General features: G+C 41.0%; 27 protein-coding genes. 21 read left to right on the forward strand and 6 right to left on the reverse strand.

All coding sequences use genetic code 11. The features are described from left to right. Positions 1–49: 49 nt before the first annotated feature. Positions 50–1,114, reverse strand: a complete 1,065-nt coding sequence (locus E4663_RS05325; protein ID WP_135326881.1) for a DmpA family aminopeptidase — start codon at positions 1,112–1,114, stop codon at positions 50–52. Positions 1,115–1,251: 137 nt separating this feature from the next. Here E4663_RS05325 and E4663_RS05330 point away from each other — a divergent pair, with 137 nt between their 5' ends. From E4663_RS05330 to E4663_RS05370, 9 genes are all read left to right on the forward strand, one after another. After that, positions 1,252–1,407, forward strand: a complete 156-nt coding sequence (locus E4663_RS05330; RefSeq protein WP_079479839.1) for an aspartyl-phosphate phosphatase Spo0E family protein — start codon at positions 1,252–1,254, stop codon at positions 1,405–1,407. Positions 1,408–1,884: 477 nt separating this feature from the next. After that, positions 1,885–2,178, forward strand: coding sequence for a hypothetical protein (locus E4663_RS05335; protein ID WP_241657112.1), 294 nt, complete (start codon positions 1,885–1,887; stop codon positions 2,176–2,178). Positions 2,179–2,447: 269 nt separating this feature from the next. Beyond that, positions 2,448–2,870, forward strand: coding sequence for a hypothetical protein (locus E4663_RS05340; RefSeq protein ID WP_135326883.1), 423 nt, complete (start codon positions 2,448–2,450; stop codon positions 2,868–2,870). 18 nt (positions 2,871–2,888) lie between these two features. Next, on the forward strand, positions 2,889–3,362 hold the full coding sequence (locus tag E4663_RS05345) for a GNAT family N-acetyltransferase (protein WP_135326884.1): 474 nt from the start codon (positions 2,889–2,891) through the stop codon (positions 3,360–3,362). A gap of 27 nt (positions 3,363–3,389) precedes the next feature. Next, positions 3,390–4,169 carry an SDR family oxidoreductase gene (locus tag E4663_RS05350; protein ID WP_135326885.1) on the forward strand — a complete coding sequence of 260 codons (780 nt, stop codon included), beginning with the start codon at positions 3,390–3,392 and terminating at the stop codon, positions 4,167–4,169. Positions 4,170–4,323: 154 nt separating this feature from the next. Continuing rightward, the gene (locus E4663_RS05355) at positions 4,324–4,800 is read left to right on the forward strand and encodes a hypothetical protein (protein ID WP_079479845.1); all 477 of its coding nucleotides are present in this window, start codon (positions 4,324–4,326) and stop codon (positions 4,798–4,800) included. Further along, complete coding sequence (locus E4663_RS05360; protein WP_158290426.1) at positions 4,793–5,041, forward strand: DUF3951 domain-containing protein; 249 nt, start codon at positions 4,793–4,795, stop codon at positions 5,039–5,041. The genes E4663_RS05355 and E4663_RS05360 overlap by 8 nt, the downstream gene beginning before the upstream one ends. After that, on the forward strand, positions 5,038–5,616 hold the full coding sequence (locus E4663_RS05365; RefSeq protein ID WP_135326887.1) for an NUDIX hydrolase: 579 nt from the start codon (positions 5,038–5,040) through the stop codon (positions 5,614–5,616). Before E4663_RS05360 ends, E4663_RS05365 begins: the two co-directional genes overlap by 4 nt. After that, on the forward strand, positions 5,613–6,029 hold the full coding sequence (locus E4663_RS05370) for an HIT family protein (protein WP_135326888.1): 417 nt from the start codon (positions 5,613–5,615) through the stop codon (positions 6,027–6,029). The genes E4663_RS05365 and E4663_RS05370 overlap by 4 nt, the downstream gene beginning before the upstream one ends. A gap of 136 nt (positions 6,030–6,165) precedes the next feature. On the opposite strand, the gene rlmN is transcribed toward E4663_RS05370, so the two are convergent. Both rlmN and E4663_RS05380 read right to left on the reverse strand, forming a co-directional pair. Then, a complete protein-coding gene (rlmN, locus tag E4663_RS05375) occupies positions 6,166–7,251 on the reverse strand; it encodes a dual-specificity RNA methyltransferase RlmN (RefSeq protein ID WP_135326889.1) in 1,086 nt (361 codons plus the stop codon). Positions 7,252–7,432: 181 nt separating this feature from the next. Beyond that, complete coding sequence (locus tag E4663_RS05380; RefSeq protein WP_135326890.1) at positions 7,433–7,981, reverse strand: glutathione peroxidase; 549 nt, start codon at positions 7,979–7,981, stop codon at positions 7,433–7,435. Positions 7,982–8,228: 247 nt separating this feature from the next. Here E4663_RS05380 and E4663_RS05385 point away from each other — a divergent pair, with 247 nt between their 5' ends. From E4663_RS05385 to E4663_RS05395, 3 genes are read left to right on the forward strand one after another with little or no spacing between them, the layout of a single operon-like run. After that, on the forward strand, positions 8,229–8,729 hold the full coding sequence (locus E4663_RS05385) for a GyrI-like domain-containing protein (RefSeq protein ID WP_135326891.1): 501 nt from the start codon (positions 8,229–8,231) through the stop codon (positions 8,727–8,729). Next, positions 8,719–9,096, forward strand: a complete 378-nt coding sequence (locus tag E4663_RS05390; protein ID WP_135326892.1) for a VOC family protein — start codon at positions 8,719–8,721, stop codon at positions 9,094–9,096. Before E4663_RS05385 ends, E4663_RS05390 begins: the two co-directional genes overlap by 11 nt. A 52-nt stretch (positions 9,097–9,148) precedes the next feature. Next, positions 9,149–9,700 carry a GNAT family N-acetyltransferase gene (locus E4663_RS05395; RefSeq protein ID WP_135326893.1) on the forward strand — a complete coding sequence of 184 codons (552 nt, stop codon included), beginning with the start codon at positions 9,149–9,151 and terminating at the stop codon, positions 9,698–9,700. A gap of 41 nt (positions 9,701–9,741) precedes the next feature. Here E4663_RS05395 and E4663_RS05400 read toward each other — a convergent pair whose 3' ends face one another. Beyond that, complete coding sequence (locus E4663_RS05400; protein WP_135326894.1) at positions 9,742–9,936, reverse strand: hypothetical protein; 195 nt, start codon at positions 9,934–9,936, stop codon at positions 9,742–9,744. A 193-nt stretch (positions 9,937–10,129) separates the two neighbouring features. On the opposite strand from E4663_RS05400, the gene E4663_RS05405 reads away from it, so the two are divergent. The 4 genes from E4663_RS05405 to E4663_RS05420 all read left to right on the forward strand — a co-directional run bounded on the left by E4663_RS05405 (position 10,130) and on the right by E4663_RS05420 (position 13,306). Beyond that, on the forward strand, positions 10,130–11,344 hold the full coding sequence (locus E4663_RS05405) for an EAL domain-containing protein (protein ID WP_135326895.1): 1,215 nt from the start codon (positions 10,130–10,132) through the stop codon (positions 11,342–11,344). A 59-nt stretch (positions 11,345–11,403) separates the two neighbouring features. After that, on the forward strand, positions 11,404–11,940 hold the full coding sequence (locus E4663_RS05410; protein WP_135326896.1) for an AAA family ATPase: 537 nt from the start codon (positions 11,404–11,406) through the stop codon (positions 11,938–11,940). Between the two features lie 71 nt (positions 11,941–12,011). After that, a complete protein-coding gene (locus E4663_RS05415; RefSeq protein WP_135326897.1) occupies positions 12,012–12,800 on the forward strand; it encodes a class I SAM-dependent methyltransferase in 789 nt (262 codons plus the stop codon). Continuing rightward, a complete protein-coding gene (locus E4663_RS05420) occupies positions 12,800–13,306 on the forward strand; it encodes a DNA topology modulation protein (RefSeq protein WP_135326898.1) in 507 nt (168 codons plus the stop codon). The genes E4663_RS05415 and E4663_RS05420 overlap by 1 nt, the downstream gene beginning before the upstream one ends. Positions 13,307–13,339: 33 nt before the next feature. Here E4663_RS05420 and E4663_RS05425 read toward each other — a convergent pair whose 3' ends face one another. After that, positions 13,340–13,834, reverse strand: coding sequence for a DUF6944 family repetitive protein (locus E4663_RS05425; RefSeq protein ID WP_135326899.1), 495 nt, complete (start codon positions 13,832–13,834; stop codon positions 13,340–13,342). Positions 13,835–13,925: 91 nt separating this feature from the next. On the opposite strand from E4663_RS05425, the gene E4663_RS05430 reads away from it, so the two are divergent. From E4663_RS05430 to E4663_RS05445, 5 genes are all read left to right on the forward strand, one after another. Then, complete coding sequence (locus E4663_RS05430; protein WP_135326900.1) at positions 13,926–15,548, forward strand: glycoside hydrolase family 13 protein; 1,623 nt, start codon at positions 13,926–13,928, stop codon at positions 15,546–15,548. A 144-nt stretch (positions 15,549–15,692) separates the two neighbouring features. Next, on the forward strand, positions 15,693–15,896 hold the full coding sequence (locus E4663_RS05435) for a helix-turn-helix transcriptional regulator (RefSeq protein WP_079479861.1): 204 nt from the start codon (positions 15,693–15,695) through the stop codon (positions 15,894–15,896). Next, the gene (locus E4663_RS05440) at positions 15,893–16,276 is read left to right on the forward strand and encodes a permease (RefSeq protein ID WP_079479862.1); all 384 of its coding nucleotides are present in this window, start codon (positions 15,893–15,895) and stop codon (positions 16,274–16,276) included. The genes E4663_RS05435 and E4663_RS05440 overlap by 4 nt, the downstream gene beginning before the upstream one ends. A gap of 12 nt (positions 16,277–16,288) precedes the next feature. Then, a complete protein-coding gene (locus E4663_RS19730) occupies positions 16,289–16,462 on the forward strand; it encodes a hypothetical protein (protein ID WP_158290427.1) in 174 nt (57 codons plus the stop codon). A 30-nt stretch (positions 16,463–16,492) separates the two neighbouring features. Then, complete coding sequence (locus E4663_RS05445; protein WP_135326901.1) at positions 16,493–17,245, forward strand: AAA family ATPase; 753 nt, start codon at positions 16,493–16,495, stop codon at positions 17,243–17,245. Positions 17,246–17,262: 17 nt separating this feature from the next. Here E4663_RS05445 and E4663_RS05450 read toward each other — a convergent pair whose 3' ends face one another. Beyond that, entirely contained in the window at positions 17,263–18,300 is a 1,038-nt protein-coding gene (locus E4663_RS05450) for a serine hydrolase domain-containing protein (RefSeq protein WP_135326902.1), read from the reverse strand. Positions 18,301–18,413 lie beyond the last annotated feature (113 nt).

The following is an 18,413-nucleotide window of genomic DNA, read 5'->3' on the forward strand; positions in this document are numbered from 1 at the left end:
ATCAACAGGGCATTATGAAACAAAAACGAAAGCTTATAACTTCTCAGTGTTAGAGGCTGAGCCTGACTTTAAATTCCCTTAAAAGATCTTTTAGAGCGGGTCTATTGTTTCCGTCACGGCCGGTTACACTTGAAGCTGTTAATAAAGAGTTCAGCACTGCTTCTTCCGTTGCTTCCCCTACTGCCCGAAATGCATCATCTAAATCCTGTTCGGGAATGAGTTGGGAAGAGACGGGTTCGTTCGGTTCATGAGGAATTTTATTCGCAGTAGAGAAACCGAGAATAATTTCGCCACTTCCATGAGTGACAATCGACCCTGTTCTCGACAACCCCGTTATAGACCGCTTGAGGATACGGTTGAGCTGCCGTTCTGAAACAGGCAAGTCTGTGCCGACAATGACCATTACAGATCCTTTATCTTTTTCTTCTGTATTTTGTAGGAGTTTCTCTTTTAACTCTTTTCCAAGTGGGCGTCCTTGAATCGTTAAATCTCTCAATATTCCGAAGTTTGTTAAGACCAATACTCCTAAGGTATATGTTCCGTATGAAAGTGTGATTTTCCTAGAAGAAGTTCCAATTCCACCTTTCAAAGAGTAACAAAGCATGCCGCGTCCAGCCCCGACACTTCCTTCTGCCACTTGTTTCTGAGCATTCTCTAAAGCTTGGAATACATGTTTCCTTTGTACTGATTGTGCTCGTATGTCGTTGAGCAGCATATCATTACATTCCCCGACGACTGGATTGATTGTGCCGGTCGTGCGGCCGATCTCTGGTGCTTGATTTAACATATATTCTATACAGCAGTCCGCTGCTGTACCTACACTCAACGTATTCGTCAAAATGATCGGGGTTTCTAGTAGTCCTAATTCATTTAATTGAATCGTCCCCATCGTTTTTCCAAACCCGTTAACGATGTGACTGGACGCGATCAACTTCTCACGGAAGAGATTACCCTGATGTGGGATGATTGCAGTGACGCCTGTTTGACAATCGGCGTCATCGAGCGTGGCGTGTCCAACTGTAACCCCTTCTAGATCCGTAATGGAGTTCTCTGCTCCTGGTGGCATTTCGCCTATTGAAATGTGATAATCTCTTAGTCTTTTAGGGTTATCCATTATATATCTCCCTTTTAGTTTCATCATATCACGTACTAGAGTTAAGCGGAGTAGTAGTATATTTCAAAAAAGATCCCTGGAAATGTTTTATCAGTATAACTTCGGGGTAAAGATAGTTACATTAGGGGGGCTAAGTTATGATAGCAGAGCTAAGACTAGAAGAAGAAATTGAAGATTTGAGGAGCGAGATGTATCATGCCTTGGAACAAGAAGATCGATATGAAAAAATTCTAAGGATATCTCAAAAGTTAGACAGAGCTCTGAATGAACTGGAAAAAATCGAGAAATGTTAACATAATGAGCTTATCGTTTGATTCAAGGAGAGTAGTCGCTTGGATGTAGTAGCTCTTTTAAAAGAAGAAGGGTATTCGAAAATTGCATTTTTGTATGAAGGTCAAACGTTCAGCCTTTCACTTCATAATAATAAGGATTTGTTTTTCTATGTTAAGATATTGAGCTTAGAATCGTACAAACTACAATATTTCCCCTATGAAGCAAAGCCTTATTTGATGTTTAGTCAACCATCGAGGAAGATAAAGGTCCATCTATATAAATAATACAGACCGCAAGCTCGGTCTGTTTTTTTATATTGGGGATAAAAACCTCCATGAGTTCAAGGTATAAATACATCTCTTCTCTCATAAACTGCCACATTACATAGTGGAGCGAAATGTCCATATGTGTATTTTATTTGTTAAAGGGGAAGCTAGGATGTTATATGACGGGAAGCTTTATGAACATTTAATAGAAAGGGGATTGCGAATTTGTATTTGAATGAATTAAGTAATTTAAAGTTATTCAGTCAACTCTCCTTAAAACAGGTGGAGGATCGTTTGCTTCTCACAGCAGACTTTCCAAAGGAATTCCTCACCGAAAACAAAATGAAAGAACCATTTCTCTATGTCACTTTGTACACACGAGGGGGAGAAAGGATAAAAATAATTGATGAGGCTACTACTAAGATTTTCTACCCTGCCAAGCATGAGATGTCTCCGGAAATACGTAAATACATCGTAGATTTTGCGAAATCCCAAGCGAAACAATTCCGGGTCCAGTCCAAATAGACATAGGGAGTGCATTTCATTGCTCATGGACAAGGTCAATATGAATTTTCAGAACCCACCTTCTTCGTATTAGAAGGTGGGTTCTGTTTGCGATGGGTTGAGACTTTTCGGAAAATTTGCCATACTGTAGTGGATAAATAAGGTTATGGCAGAATGGAGACTACATAGAGCCAAGCGTTATGTTTATAGATGCTCTCTCAGCCATATATGAAGATATATATATCGAAGGGGAGAGGAGAGAGGGTGTGGAAGATTCAAGCAGAACGACAATGGATAAAGTGAGAATGTTCCTAGTATGGATATTAGCCTTGCTAATCTGTTTTGCATGCAGTTATTGGTTATCTTATGAGGCGGAGTTTCATCCGAATGGATACGAAATAGTAGCAAAGCATCCTGGTTCTATTTCTCTCCAAACGATGGACATATTTGGGTTGAAGGACCAAAAAGTGAAGGTCCAATTTACTGAGGAGGAAGCTTGGAGAATTAGTAAGTTGGAGAGTGATGTGGACAGCTTGGATTCTTCTTACTTGTTGTTTTTCACATCCGTAGGGGCGTTCCTTTTTTCTTTCTTTACTGACCGGCTGAAGGATGAGCCTTTAAAAAAAGGAGAAGTATGGGGCATCCTTTTTACTGTCGGTCTGTCTTGGTTAACCTTGCAGTCGGAATTATCCCGAATCAGCGAATTCTTATGACATAGGAGCAATGAATTGATGAAGTTATCGAAACGAAATATGACCAAGGAAGATGCTTTACATATACTGGACTGGAAATACGAAGCACCATACGAAATATATAATCAGGAGCGAGCAGAAGAAAATTTGGCTGAGTTTTTGAATGGGACGTATTTCTCCCTGGTCGATGATCAGAACCGGCTGTTTGGTTATTATTGCAGCGGGGTGTCTGCTCAAGTACCCGCCGGGAATAAATACGGTGTGTATGAGGGAGATGCGATTGATATGGGGCTTGGTATGAACCCCGTTTATACAGGTAACGGACATGGGTTAGACTTTGTTGTGGCCATCCTTGACGAATTAGAACTGAAATATGGAGACTACATGATCAGACTGTCCGTCGCTACGTTCAATACGAGAGCGATACATCTCTATGAGAAGGTTGGGTTCTCAAAGGAAGCTGAGTTTACCAACGGGATAACACAATTTATTACAATGACACGGCATCAGTAGAAATAATAATAGTCAGGAGAGAGATAGATGGTTCAGAACAACCGAGTCGCAATTGTGACAGGAGCAAGCCGTTCAAAAGGAATCGGAACAGCCATTTGTCATGCGTTAGCTGCGGATGGGATAGATGTATTCTTTACACACTTCAGAAGTTATGATTCTTCTGTGGAAGGTAATGGAGAAGAACCTGAATGGCCAGAACTGCTGGCAAAGCAGTTGAGAGCATACGGGGTTAGGGCAGAACAAATGAGTTTAGACTTATCATTTGAAGACGCCTCGGTCGACTTGCTAGATGAGGTTGAAAAGCGTTTGGGCACGGCTTCTATATTAGTACATAATGCAACCTATCAATCTGAGACGAATTTTCGAACTTTAGATGGTTCGGTACTTGACCATTATTACCAAGTTAATAATCGAGGACCTATCTTGTTAAGTACTGCATTCGCGAAGCGGTTTGAAAAAGCGTTTCCTTCAGGTGGAGACGGGCGGATCCTATTCCTCGTATCAGGAGGACCAGACCCCAATAACCTTGCCTATATTGCAACCAAAGGGGCGGTCAAGGCTCTAACGTATCCGTTGGCAGTGGGATTAGCCTCCCTAGGGATTACAGTCAATTCCGTAGACCCCGGACCTACAGATTCGGGATGGATTAATAATGATTTGAGGGATCAGCTGCTTCCGCTCTTTCCAAAGGGGAGGATTGGCAAACCTGAAGATGCCGCAAAATTGATTCGCTTCCTTTCAAGTAGCGAAGCGGATTGGATTACAGGACAAACCATCCATTCGGATGGGGGATTCTTGGGAAAATAAAGAGAGGAGGATGCTCTGCTCCTCTCGTTTTTTACATGAATTTATGTAAAAAATATACATTTAATGATAATTTAGGTTGAAATAAGGGTAGAAGAGAAGGGTGGTTGCCTGGATATTTCCTGGCAAAAAAAGTAGCCGACTTAGGGGGGATTTTGTGTGGAAATCTATTGTGTTGTTAGGCTTCGTAGCTTTAAGTATATTGCTCAGCGGTTGCGCCCATCATATTGATGCCGAATCAACGTTTAATGATAAGGAAGTAGCTGCAGATCTCGAAGAACTTTCCATAGATGTGAAGCTGCCAACCATCCTACCTTTTGAAGCTTATAAGTTGATGAGTACGGCTTATCCAGAAGGTAAAGCACAGTCTTACTCTTTGAATATCTTTGCAAGGCCAGAAGATAAAGAAGTGTTGGCTATAACGGCTGTGGAAGGAACACTTCGAGTCCCTCTTCAGGCAGAAGAAGTGGAATTGGAAGTAGGGGAAGTAGGATATTATTCAGAACAAGGAGATGTTGCATCAGTAGTTTGGGAGGATGCAGGCGTCAGTTACCAAGTGCAGCACATTTGTGAGGAAAATTCTAAACTGTTCACTAAACAAGGGTTTATAACGTTTATCAATCAGTTTGAATGAAAAGCATGATCAAGTGACCGTCTTGATCATTTGTATTCTTGTCGCGGTAGGAGCGTTTCTCGGGTTGATTGTGAGAGTCACTTATAATGAGGTCATTAAAAGAGAGGTACCAAATAACTTCTATATACCTTTTGATCAAATAACTGGCCAGGCAGTTAAGGAATTCCAAGAAGAGAACCCAAAAGGACGAAAAAAGAAGAAAGGCGTGATGAGAGCGATGAGGGAGAAGGGTGAGACGTGAAGAAGTGGCAGGTTCATGAAAAGGAGACTTATATCGATACACCTTTTGTGAAAGTGAGCAGGGAGAGTTGCGTGTTACCGAATGGTGCTACTATAAATGATTATATCGTAAACCAATACCCAGACTGGGTGAACGCTGTCGTCATTAATAAGGATTACGAAATGGTACTGGTCCATCAATACCGTCATGGAGCTAGGGAGTTCTTTTCTGAAATTCCGGCCGGGAAGAGAGAGCAAGGCGAAACAGATATAGAAGGTGTGATTCGGGAAGTTAGAGAAGAAACAGGATACACGTCACCATATCCTCCAGTCTTATTAGGGGAATATTTTGTGAATCCGGCTGTTCAGACAAATAGAGTGAAAACATACTTAATGCTTGAGGCTGAGCAAACTATGCAGCAGAAATTAGATAAGACAGAAGATATACATATAGAACATGTTCCTTTTCATGAATTCTTTCGGAAGTGTCAGAGAGGTCAGCTGCAGACACAGCTACTTTCGATGAATGGATATTTATTAGCTCGTTCGTATTTAGATGATATAGGATATTTTGAAAATGGGGAGATTGAAATTTGAAATGTCTCGGTTGTAAGTTAGCTAACCAAAAAGATACTGTTCATGTCATATTTGAAAACGAACAAATCACATGCATACTCGACCATAACCCTTACAACGAGGGGCATGTTTTGATACTTCCTAAAACACACGTTAGGGAACTCAGTGAATTACCTATTCAAATCGCCAATACTATAATGGAAGTTTCCCAATTGCTGTCTCTTGTCTTGGAAAAGGCATTTCAACCTGATGGGATGACGGTCATGCAAAACGGGGGTCATTTTAATGATCTAGATCACTACCATTTGCATCTTATTCCAAGGTATAAAGGCCAATCTTTCTCCACGTTCTTTGAGGAAGAGGTGCAGAACGAACACCCTCCTTTACATGAAACGAAGGTAAAACTCGTTCGCATACTGAAACAAATGGAATAGAATAACCTCCAAACAAGATGGCTCTAGCATTTTTGAAAAGTTCTATTAAGGGGCTTGAACGAAAAAACTTTTTAAGATGGGACAGTATTGGATACAAAAAACTCAGTGTTCGGGATGAACACTGAGTTTTTATCCATTAATTCACTTGTGCTTGTTTCCGTTTTCTCGCTTTTTCTTTTTCAATTTGCTTACTGCGTAGCTGACCACAAGCAGCATCGATATCTGTACCGTGCTCTGTACGCACTCCGCATTTTATACCACGGTCCATCAAAGTCTGGTAGAAGGAAAGAATCGCTTCTTTCTCACTTCGTTCATATGGGTGGTCCGCAACAGGGTTATAAGGAATCAAGTTAACATAAGATAAATGTTTTTTATCCATAAGCAGATCCGCTAATTGGTGTGCTTCTTTCACGTGGTCGTTGACATCTCTTAGAAGGATATATTCGAAGGTAATTCTTCTGTTTGTCTTCTCGAGATAATAATCGATAGCTGGCATAAGTTTTTCTAACGGATAAGCTTTGTTGATCTTCATTATTTGAGAACGTAGTTCGTTATTTGGTGCGTGAATGGATAAAGCTAAATTAATTTGAATGCCCTCGTCCGCAAATTCGTACATTTTTGGAGCGATTCCACTCGTTGAGACAGTGATATGTCGTGCGCCGATTGACAACCCTTTTTGATCATTCACAACATGAAGGAAGTCGATAAGGTTGTCATAGTTATCAAATGGCTCACCAATTCCCATTACTACAATGTGGCTGACTCGCTCGTCTTTCCCTTGTTTATCTAAATGCTGTTGTACTTGCATAATCTGTTCGACAATTTCTCCGCTTGTCAGGTCGCGGCTTTTGCGGAGGATTCCGCTTGCGCAGAACGAACACCCAATGTTACAACCAACTTGGGTCGTTACACAAACTGAAAGCCCGTAATTAAATCTCATCAAGACTGTTTCAATGACATTACCGTCATCCAGCTTGAAAAGGAATTTAATTGTGCCGTCCTTTGATTCTTGCTTAATTTCTTCTGTTAACGTTTCGATTGTGAAGTGTTCCGTTAATTTATCTATACATGACGGGTTCACGTTCTTCATCTCAGAAAATTGTGTGATGCGTTTTTGGTAAAGCCAGTCCCAAACTTGTTTAGAACGGAACTTCTTCTCACCATGTTCCACTAACCATTCTGTCAGCTGGTCGAACGTCAGTCCATAAATGGATTGTTTCATATATACGCTCCTCTAAAAAAAATCACTATTTCCATCATACTTCATTCCGCTCTTATGCACAAGTGTTATCGTGATGCCAGTCACCACAGTTACCTTTTAAGGTAACATAGGAATAAGGTGATAGAAGCTCATTATATTGAAATAATTTAACCCCCTCCATTGAAAATGGAGGGGGTTACTATTATTTTAGGAGAGCATGAACCTCCTCTTCCATGTCAATTGGCTCTGTTGTAGACTCGAAACGCTGGACGACTTCTCCATTTCTGTCGATCAAAAATTTGGTAAAGTTCCACTTAATCGAATCCCCCTCCATATAATGGGGGTATCGCTCATCCAGCATTGCTTTGAGTAATTTTCCTGTCGGGTGTTCTAAATTAAAGCCTTTAAATGGTGCTTGCTCGGTAAGATAAGTGAAAAGGGGGTGGGCGTCAGCATCGCGCACGTCAACCTTTTTAAAAAGTGGAAAATTGACCCCGAAGTTCATAGCGCAGAATGTTTCGATTTCTCCATCTTGGAGTGGCTCTTGCTCTGCGAACTGATTAGAAGGGAAGCCAAGAATTTGCAACCCTTGGTCTTCATATTTCTTCTGCATTCTTTGTAGATCTTCCAATTGTGGCGTGAATCCACACTTTGTAGCTGTATTAACAATCAGAACGACCTTTCCTCTATAGCGTTCCATGCTTTTAGTAAATCCGCTTGTTGTTTTTATTTTGTAATCATAAATACTCATCCGTATCTCCCTAATGTATAGCGCTAAAGACACTTCCATAAACCTTTCCAGTTCCTTATACAAATCTTGTAAGCGCCATTTTTATTTTATTGTAGAATACTATTACCACTTTCGCTTGAAAGCAAAACATGGTTGATCTTAGCGGCAATAGTTTGCTTTTATTAATTGGAATTAGAAGGAAATGGACGATGCTTATAGAATAGTTTCGGTATAAGGTGGATTTATTAAATACTAGAAGGGGCTAACCATGAAATTATTGATTCAAGAAGCAGCTAACAAATCATTACCAGCATTAAAATTAGTGGGATTCCGTGTGTTGTGTCGTTCCGGGGAGGAATACGTGGAAGAGATTCCAAAAGCTGTAGATCAACTATTTGTTCAGAAGAGTGAAATCCCTCATGTTGTCACATCTAATGGATATTACGGTGTGTTTATGGTGGATGCATGCCATCCTGATGTTGACGGCTATTGGGTGTGTATGGAGGTGGGGGAGTTTGGTGAACTTCCGGAAGGGATGGAAGAATTGACCATACCTGAACAAACCTATGCGACCATCACTTACCAAGGCCCACACACCTATATCATGAAAGCCTATCGAGAACTTCATGACTGGATTTCAAAAAAAGGGTGTGAGAGGTTATTAAATACTTGGCATCTCGAAAAATATAGCGCGTTTCCCAGTTCTGATAAGCATCTTGATGTAGAACTTTATGACACAATCCGAAGAGGTGTAATAGATGGAAAATAGCATTCAATCCCTGACTGTTTTATACGTGTCCGATCTCAATCGCTCAAGTCATTTCTATCAAACCGTTTATGGTTGTGAAGTGACAGACTGGTGGGCTTTAAGAAACGATGATATTAAACTAGGTTTCAAGTTAATCCAATCTGATCCAGCTAGCTGGGTAGCACCAAAACCAGGCTTATCTCACGCTTATGGTTACACAGAAGATATTGAATCTTTGAATAGATTATTTGAAGAATGGAAGGAGAAAGGGGTAGGTGTCGTTCAAGAACCTCAATCTATGCAGATGAACTGGGGCACGTGGAGGGAATTCTACGTGAAAGACCCAGATGGTTATGTTCTCGGGATGGGCTCTGCCGAACATAATTAGTAAGTTAAAGAAGAGTGTGGCATTTATAGAGAAGCATAGAAGGATGGTGTTTATGGAATTTCCAGAATTACATACAGAAAGGTTGTGCCTCACAAGAATTAAATCGCAGCATGCTGATGCTTTCTATGACATCATGTCACGCGATGAAGTAACGTATTACTATGGAATGGAGAGCTTGACTGATAGAAGTCAAGCAGAAGAGATCATTCGTTCTTTTCAAGAAGGATTTGAAAGTCAGCAGGCGATCAGATGGGGGTTAATTGAAAAGGAGAGCAAAGCTTTTATAGGAACTATAGGACTTAACAGACTACAATTACTAGGGAAGAAGGCTGAGATCGGTTATGAAGTCCATCCTGATTATTGGAGAAGGGGTTATGCCCGGGAAGCCGTCAATGAAGTACTCCATTATTCGATGGAAAATTTGGATTTATATAGAGTCGGAGCTGTTACATTCGTTGAAAACGACTCATCGCGAACTTTATTGAAGAGTATCGGATTCAAAGAAGAGGGAATTCTTCGCGGATATTTATATCAAAGAAAGCAATCGCACGACGCGGTAGTCTTTTCGATCATCCAACCAGAGTGGAATGGAGGTGCTACGTAAGCGGAACGGCTCTGGTATTACCCTCAGAGCCGTTTGTTATGTTACTTTAGGAATTTATCATAAGCATCGATTTGATCAGGATGAAGCCCCGTGCTTGCTTGGGCATCACGTTGCATGGATTGATTACAAGACTTACAAACATAACTGCCACCACGGTTCTGAACGAGCTTGATGTATTGTGGATCTGATCGTGTGATGGAATAGTCTTTCTTACAGAAGAAACAATGGACTTCCATGATGTACCCCTCCTTATCTTGTACATTCCATATCAATTGGAATTATCCTGTGTACTTTGAGCTAGTTTTTCTTGTTTTTATCATTACTCATTTTGAACCTTAGTAGTCAGAATAATAGAAAAGCAGTGTGATTCACTTCCTTTGAAGGTCGATTCTCATGATACAATAAGTAGAGAACGAAGGAGTGAGTCACATGGATCCATTAGATGTCATTGGGAATTTACATAACGTAAGGCCTGTTTATCAACCTATTGTTAGTGCTATACGCCACGATGTAAGAGGGCATGAAGTACTTGGACGCTATTATGATGGTGAAGAGTGGTGTAGCTTGAAGTTTTTCTTTCTCCATCCAGACGTACCGGAAGAATTCAAAGTGGAAGTCGATCAACACCTCTTGAATATTGCTTTGCAGGAAGTTTTAGACCAAGGTGTAGAGGGGCTTGTATTCATTAACAGAAGTGCAAAGGAACTGATGGTTAATGATGGGGAGGATTTGTTAGAGTTGCTTCTTGAATTCCAGGAAAGAGGGCTTGAGCTGAACCGAATCGTTATTGAAGTGCGGGAGCACGATTTCGACGAGGATTTCAAAGCTCTCAATCATCTTCTTCTGTACTATAAAACGTTCGGTATTCAAATTGCCGTCGATCATGTGGGAGCAAAGAGTTCTAATATCGACCGTATCCGTCAGTTAGAGCCTCATATCTTGAAGGTCGATACGATGCATATTCGAAACAATGACTCGCAAGGATTTCAGGATATTATGTATTCCTTGTCGATGCTGGCTAACCGAATCGGTGCTGCAATGCTCTTTGAAACAATCGAAGACGATTACCAGCTCTACTTCGCGTGGAAGCATGGTGGTCGTTACTATCAAGGCTATTACTTGGCTGAGCCACGTTTTGAACTTTCCTCTAAGGAATCATTGAGAATCAGCGTGGAAGAAAAAGTGAACCACTATATCAAAAGAGAGAAAGCCTTAGTCGACCAACGTTTGCATTTTGTGCTGTCATGGGAGCGGAAATTGGGGGAGATTGTGACGAAGTGGGAAGGCGCGAAGAAAGTGGATGGGTTTCTTGAACGGCTGACAACTGAGTTTGATGAATCGAGCTTCCGGATGTTCATTTGTGATGCGGACGGAATACAAATTTCTTCTAACTTCAGAAAGTACAAGGATTCCTGGGAGCCAGAACATAATAAGAAGGGCTCGAATTGGGCATTCCGACCATATTTCCTTGAGAATGTCATGCAAATGAAAACGTGGAAGAAGGGCATCCTGTCTGATGTCTATTCGGATATCGAAACAAAAGAGCTCATTAGAACATTCAGCTTCCCGTTGACAGATCAATATTTTCTTTTCATTGATATCAATTACTCTTATATTTATGAGAACGAATTTTTACTCATGTAACAATGTTGCCTGCCTCATACGGGGTAGGCATTGCTTATGTATAGGAAAGGATGAGGTTCATGATCGTTATGATAAATGGTGCGTTCGGAGTTGGGAAAACGACAGTTGCTGAATCTTTGCAAAGTCAATTGCCTAACAGTATAGTTTATGACCCAGAAGTGGTCGGGTTTTTCCTGAGGGAGTTACTTCCCGAGGGATCGAAACAATTAGAAGCTCCATCTGGAAACTTCCAAGATTATGTACTTTGGAGGGAGTACGTCGTAAAGGTTGCTAGGTCTCTAGTAGACACCTATGATAAACATCTAATTGTTCCCATGACCATTTATAACTACGATTATTTCAATTACATAAGAGGTGGATTCGAGGACATCTGCCGAACTGATCACTATTGTTTGGAAGCATCTCGAGAAACTATTGAAACTAGACTATTAAAGCGGGGAGAAGAGAAAGGGAATTGGTGCTTTCAGCAGATAGAACGTTGTTTAGAAAGTTTTTCTGTTCATGATTTCTCCACTTATATATCAACCGACAATCGACATGTTGCAGCTGTTGTAGAAGAAATCAATCGTCAGTCCTCGCTTGAATTAACAACGTAAATTAATAAAAACTAGGGGCACTTTGAGAAAGTTTCGAGCTGGATTGGAATTTTATTTCAAAGGAGGATTTTATGCCTGGATACGGAAACCATTTATTCAAAGGATCGGCACCTTATTATGCAAAATACCGTCCGGTCTATCCGTCTATGCTAATTCGTTTTCTTGTAGAACAATTCCATCTTAATGGGTCTAATCACATTTTGGACCTTGGATGTGGTACTGGGCATCTGACGGTTCGATTAGCTGATTGGTGTGAGCGAATTACCGGGGTTGACCAAGAACCAGAGATGGTCGAACAAGCAAGAAGACTGCTTGGAGAGCTTCGTCTAAGGAATATCGAATTTCAGGAGGGAACACTGGATTCTTATCTTGATACTCATCAAGTTAACCTTGACCTTGTCATCATGGCAAAATCATTTCATTGGATGGATCGAAAAAAGACGCTCGAACAGCTTTACCCGTTTACTAAAGATGGGGGAGGAGTTGCAATCATCGATACGTACGACCCTACTAGAGAGCCCACCATATGGCAGAAAGAGTTTCAAAAAGTGGTTGAAATGTTCTATGGAAATGAGCGGAAAGCAGGTAACACTACTTATTCCCACCCTGAGATCAGCCACGCCCAAATAATTGAAGAATCCCCTTTTACCTACAGGAACTTCACGTTTCCGAAATATACTCAAGAATGGTCGGTTGAGACGATACTAGGTAATCATTATTCTACCTCGTTTGGATCCAAGCATTTTCTAGAAAACCAAGCAGCCTTTGAAGAAGAAGTTCGAAGTAAGCTTTTGAATATTAATTCTGAGGGTGTGTTCCGAGAAGAAGTGACGCTGACTGTAAAGATGGGGGTGAAATGATGAGGCGTATTGCTATTGTCGGCTCTGGAGGTTCTGGTAAATCTACTTTTGCAAAAAAACTATCGAACCAAATTAATATAGATCTGTATCACCTGGATTCTCTTCTTTGGCTTCCTGGTTGGGTTCCTGTGACAAAAGAGCAACAAGTCGCTATTCAGCAACGCATTGTGAAGGAAGATACGTGGATCGTTGATGGAAACTATAACTCTACTTTGGACATTAGGTTGAATGAAGCAGATACCATTATATTTCTGGATATTTCCAGGTTCGTTTGTTTATATAGGATACTTAAGCGCTATGTTTTAAACCGCAATCGTGATCGCGAAGACATGGCTGGTGGCTGTCCTGAACAGCTCTCCTGGCAGTTTTTGAAATGGATATTTCATTATCCTGAAAACAAACGACCTCATCTATTGAAGAAGTTACAGGTTCATTCTTTAAATAAAGAAGTAATCATACTTAAGTCACGCCGTGATGTTGAACGTTTCTTGAGGCACGTTTCCTGATCATCTAAACATAAGCGAAAAATAGATAGAACTTTACTCATTGGGAGTTACGTATATGGCAGCTAATGTTGCACCTGTAGCTTGGATCCAACTACCAGCTAATGACCAGTCTTTACGGTTTCTTTTTGCCCCTTCTGCCTGAAGGATATTCCCCTTCGCTTGTAGTGCATTACTATAGATGCTGATGATATCTCCTTGTTCCAACCCTTCTACGAGGGATAGGGATGCTCCTAAGGCTTGGAGTTGATTTCCTTGAACCGTGAGCAGTTGTTCTTGACTCTTGGTAACATCAAATAGAAGGCTAGCAACGATGGTGGAGTTACCGGATGATTGAATGATGTTACCAATTTGGTTCTTGCTTCCTGGGGGATTCAAATCCGCAAGAAGCCCGTTTCCTGTAGCCTGTAGCACATTTCCCCATAACATTAAGTTTTCCATCTGTGATAATGACCATCGGAAGCTCGGAGTTTCCGCAATTGCTGCTATGATAGTACCTATAGCTTCCACCCAAGCTGCGAACTGCTCCATCATCCCCCTCCTCACAATTATGTAATCCCTTACATCATCTGTTTCTTCCTGTATAATATGTGGTATCTGATGATTACGAGAGGGCGATTAAATGAAGCGTACGTGGTGGAAAGAAGCAGTGGTGTACCAAGTTTATTGGAGGAGCTTTAACGACACGGATTCCGACGGCTTTGGAGATCTTCAAGGCGTCATAGATAAGCTTGATTATTTGAAGGAATTGGGTGTGGATGTCATTTGGCTTAACCCATGCTATGAATCTCCTGACTTTGATAATGGTTATGATATTTCAAACTACTACCGGATAATGGATAAAGCGGGGGATATGGCAACGTGGGAACGGTTACTTGAGGAAGTGCACTTGCGAGGCATGAAACTGATCATGGATTTAGTTCTGAATCACACCTCCCACGAACACCCATGGTTTCAGGAGTCCTTATCCTCTCTTGACAATCCGAAGAGAGATTATTACATATGGAAAAACCCGAAGAATGGTGGTCCCCCAAACAACTGGCGCTCCTATTTTGAGCCATCGGCATGGACTTATCATGAGCCTACTGGCCAATATTATATGCATTCCTTCGCCGTAGAGCAACCTGATTTGAATTGGGAAAATAAACAAATGAGACAAGAAATGTACGAAATGATGCGCTACTGGTTGGATAAAGGGATTGACGGCTTTCGATTAGATGTTATTAATCTATTGGCAAAGCAGGCAGGATTCAAAGATGCAGACGAGCCTGAAGGGTTAAGTTACTTAGGTAATAACCCAGGCATACATGAATACTTACAAGAAATGAATGAACAAGTGTTTCGGAATTACGATATCATGACTGTTGGAGAGATTCCATTTGTGACACCGGAAGACGGTCTCTTATATGTCGGGGAAGACCGAAATGAACTTCATACATTGTTTCACTTCGAAGTCGCCGATGATATGCCGAGTTGGGATATGCTCCGATTCAAAGAGATTCAAAAACGATGGTACGAAGGACTAAAAGGGAAGGGGACCAACTCACAATTTTTAAATAACCACGACCATACGAGGCAGGTGACTCGCTTCGGCAATGATGGTATGTACCGCGTTGAATCAGCAAAGCTGCTCGCGACAATGATTCATACTCTTCCGGGAATTCCTTATATATTCCAAGGGGAAGAGATTGGGATGACGGGGGTCCGCTATGATTCTATTGATGATTACCATGACATAGCAATGAAGAATAAATACGAAGAAGAAGTGAATAAAGGCCGTGAGCCTTCTAGTGTTTTCGAAGAGTTGCTCCCGTTAAGCCGTGATAACTCACGCACTCCAATGCAGTGGGCCGACGTTGAACATGCAGGATTCACGGATGGGAAACCATGGATAAAGGTAAATCCGAATTATCCATCTATTAATGTTGAAAAAGAAATGAACGAATCGAATTCTGTATTTTATTTCTACCAAACATTAATACAATTAAGAAAGAGGAATCCTGTCATGATATATGGGGATTATACTGACTTGTCAGCTGATGAACCGGATCTTTATTGCTATAAAAGGTCTTTTGAAGGAAATGAATGGATTGTCCTTTTGAATCATTCTGACGCAATCAATAATCTCAAGCGCTTAGATTTAGATTTGAACGGAGCAGAACTGATTCTTTCAAATTATCCAGCATCGGAAAGTAATGAATTGAACCCACATGAAGCAAGGATTTATGCCCTTTCTCACAACTAAATATAGAACAAGAAAAAGGAGAGAAACGCCTAATAGGTGCTTCTCTCCTTTTTCAGTGTTTGAGGCCACAATTGTTTATTGTAAAGGAAGCTTGACACTGAAGCACACATTACCATAAAATGTATAGGTGAAAGGGAGAGGTCATTGAAGAACAACGTCGCATCTTTCAGAAAGAAACATGGATATTCTCAAGATAAGCTGGCACAAGCGCTGGATGTCTCCAGACAAACGGTTATTTCTATCGAGAAAGGCCGCTATTACCCCTCGTTGCCGCTTGCTTTTCAGTTATCAAAACTTTTCGGAGTGGCCATTGAAGAGTTATTTATTTATGAGGAGGAGAAGAAATGACAAAAGACCACTATCCATCCATATATATAGGTGCTGGAGTCATCTTAGGACTTCAGTGTATATTCATACTTACAATTGGTATCTTAGCAGGCGATTTATTCCCGGTGCATGCGCTACCGTTATTATCTACAGCCATCATGGCCTTCTGTATGAGTTATTTGCATCCGCAGTTCAAACAGAAAGATGAGCGGATGCGCCTGATCCGTTATAAGGGATTATTTTTCTCCTTTTTCTTTATGTTAGGCGTAATGTCCATTCTATTGTTCCTTATAGAAGCGACTGCTGTTTCGCTGAATGCTTCTGAAGTTATACAACTATTAATTACACTCTATATGTCGAGCGTCTTTATTTCGTGGGTCGTCATCGCAAAAAAACATTAAGGATGTGATCAAATGCCATGGCTATTCTTGTTGCTGTTTGCAGTCGGCTTCAGTGTGTTGTTTTTCATAACAAAAAAATTCACCGTTAAGCGTTCACTTACTAAAGAAGGAGCGATCTATTTTGCTATTGCGACGTTACTGCTATTCATACTTACGGTGGGAATAGTAGCCTTTCTTCCGTCTTGATATCTATGGCAGGTTAGGAGGTTTATTTAAATGAAATTGACCAAGCATACACAATACATTCGTTCCTTACGCTTGAAAGAAGAAGAGCTTCCTAATGGAACCTTTCCACTAACTCTTCCAATCTTTCAACAATTCCGGCCTCTTTATTTTCACCCGAATGTGACGTATATAGTAGGAGAGAACGGAATGGGAAAGTCCACTTTATTAGAAGGAGTGGCTGTCAATGTAGGTTTTAACGCGGAGGGGGGTACGCTTAACTTCAATTTTTCGAGCTTCGACTCCCATTCCAACCTGGATGAATACATAAGAGTTTCAAAAGGGACAAAACGACCTCGGGATCATTTCTTTTTTCGTGCGGAAACTTATTACAACGTAGCTTCCAATATTGAAGAAATGGACCAGGATCCATACGGGGGAGCGAAAGTGATCGATGGATTCGGTGGGAAATCTCTTCATGCACAGTCTCATGGAGAATCTTTCTTTGCAGCATTCATGCACCGATTCAGAGGGAAGGGGCTCTACATTCTGGATGAACCGGAAGCGGCATTATCACCGACTCGACAATTGTCCATGCTTGCAAGGATTCATGAGTTAGTAGAGCAAGGATCTCAATTCATCATCTCTACACACTCCCCGTTGTTGATGTCCTATCCGGAGGCTGTCATCATTCAACTTACAGAACATGGAATGGAAAAGGTATCGTTGGAAGAAACCGAACATTATACAACCATGAAGCAATTTTTTGATGATAAAGACAGGCTGCTTTATCATCTGCTACAGTGAGATAAGCACAGAGTGAATCAACTCTGTGCTTGTTCTTTGGTTACGAGCGCGTTATATAGTTCCTCCACAATATCTCCTATTCCTGAGGGCATTTGATTGATTAGAACAGTCAGGTACAGGTTCTCCTCAGGGAAATAGAGAGCGAGCGACTCATACCCCTGAATTCCTCCATGGTGTCCTATGGCACAAACTTCATCAGCAACATGGAATTGGGCTATTCCTAAACCGTATTTCTCTGTCTCTTCTGAGGTGAAAGAGAAATCTATCATTTCCTTTAGGGAGGAATCCTTCAATAGCTTACCTGTCATGAGAGCATGCAGCCACATATTAATCTCTTCTGGTGTTGAGGTCATGGCTCCTGCTGTCCATGGAACGGAAGGGTTATACACAGAAAGCTCTTTTAATTCACCAGTTTCTTCCGACAGGTCATCTGTAAGCCTTGAGTGGCCGTTTGTTGACAAAGAAACCGGCGCTTGTGGAAGACTGGTGTTCTTTAGTCCTAGGGGCTGTGTGAACAATAAATCCAGTACTTCTGATACAGAACGCCCAGTGATTTTCTCAATAATCATGCCTAGAATTATATAATTCGTATTGGAATAAGCATAACAATCATCTGACTGATCGTTATCCGTAGCGTCCACTGCTTTTTGCACTAAAAATTCTGGGGGGAGTTTGACATCGGTAAGTCCCCATGCAACTAGAGCCTTTTCGTTATGTTCTTGGATAATGTAATCTTCAAGCCCGCTCCTATGCTGTAGGAGTTGTCGGATGGTGATAGTTGCAGGAACGGGAGTATCCTTTAGAAAATCAACTGCGTACTGATCTAGATGAAGGTCCCCGCGATCCTTTAGGGTAAGTATGGTAGTTGCAATGAACATTTTCGTTAGACTTCCTATTTGGAAGCAGTCATCCTTGCTCAATGGTTTTTTAGATTGAATAGAAGTGTTTCCACTTTGGAGAGACAGGGTGTTCTCATCGTTGGTTACACTAATACTAATGCCTGGAATATTGTTAGAATAAACGTGATCATCAAGAATTTTTTGGATTTTTTCCATGTTTTCACTTCCTTATCTCTGATAAATTCATTATAAGGGAAATATTGCATAAAGAAATCGGTCTAGAAGATGAGTTCTATACCAATACGTCGGTTAGAGGGGAACCTACATAT

This window comes from Halobacillus salinus (assembly GCF_004684905.1).
Classification (GTDB): Bacteria; Bacillota; Bacilli; order Bacillales; family Halobacillaceae; genus Halobacillus; species Halobacillus salinus.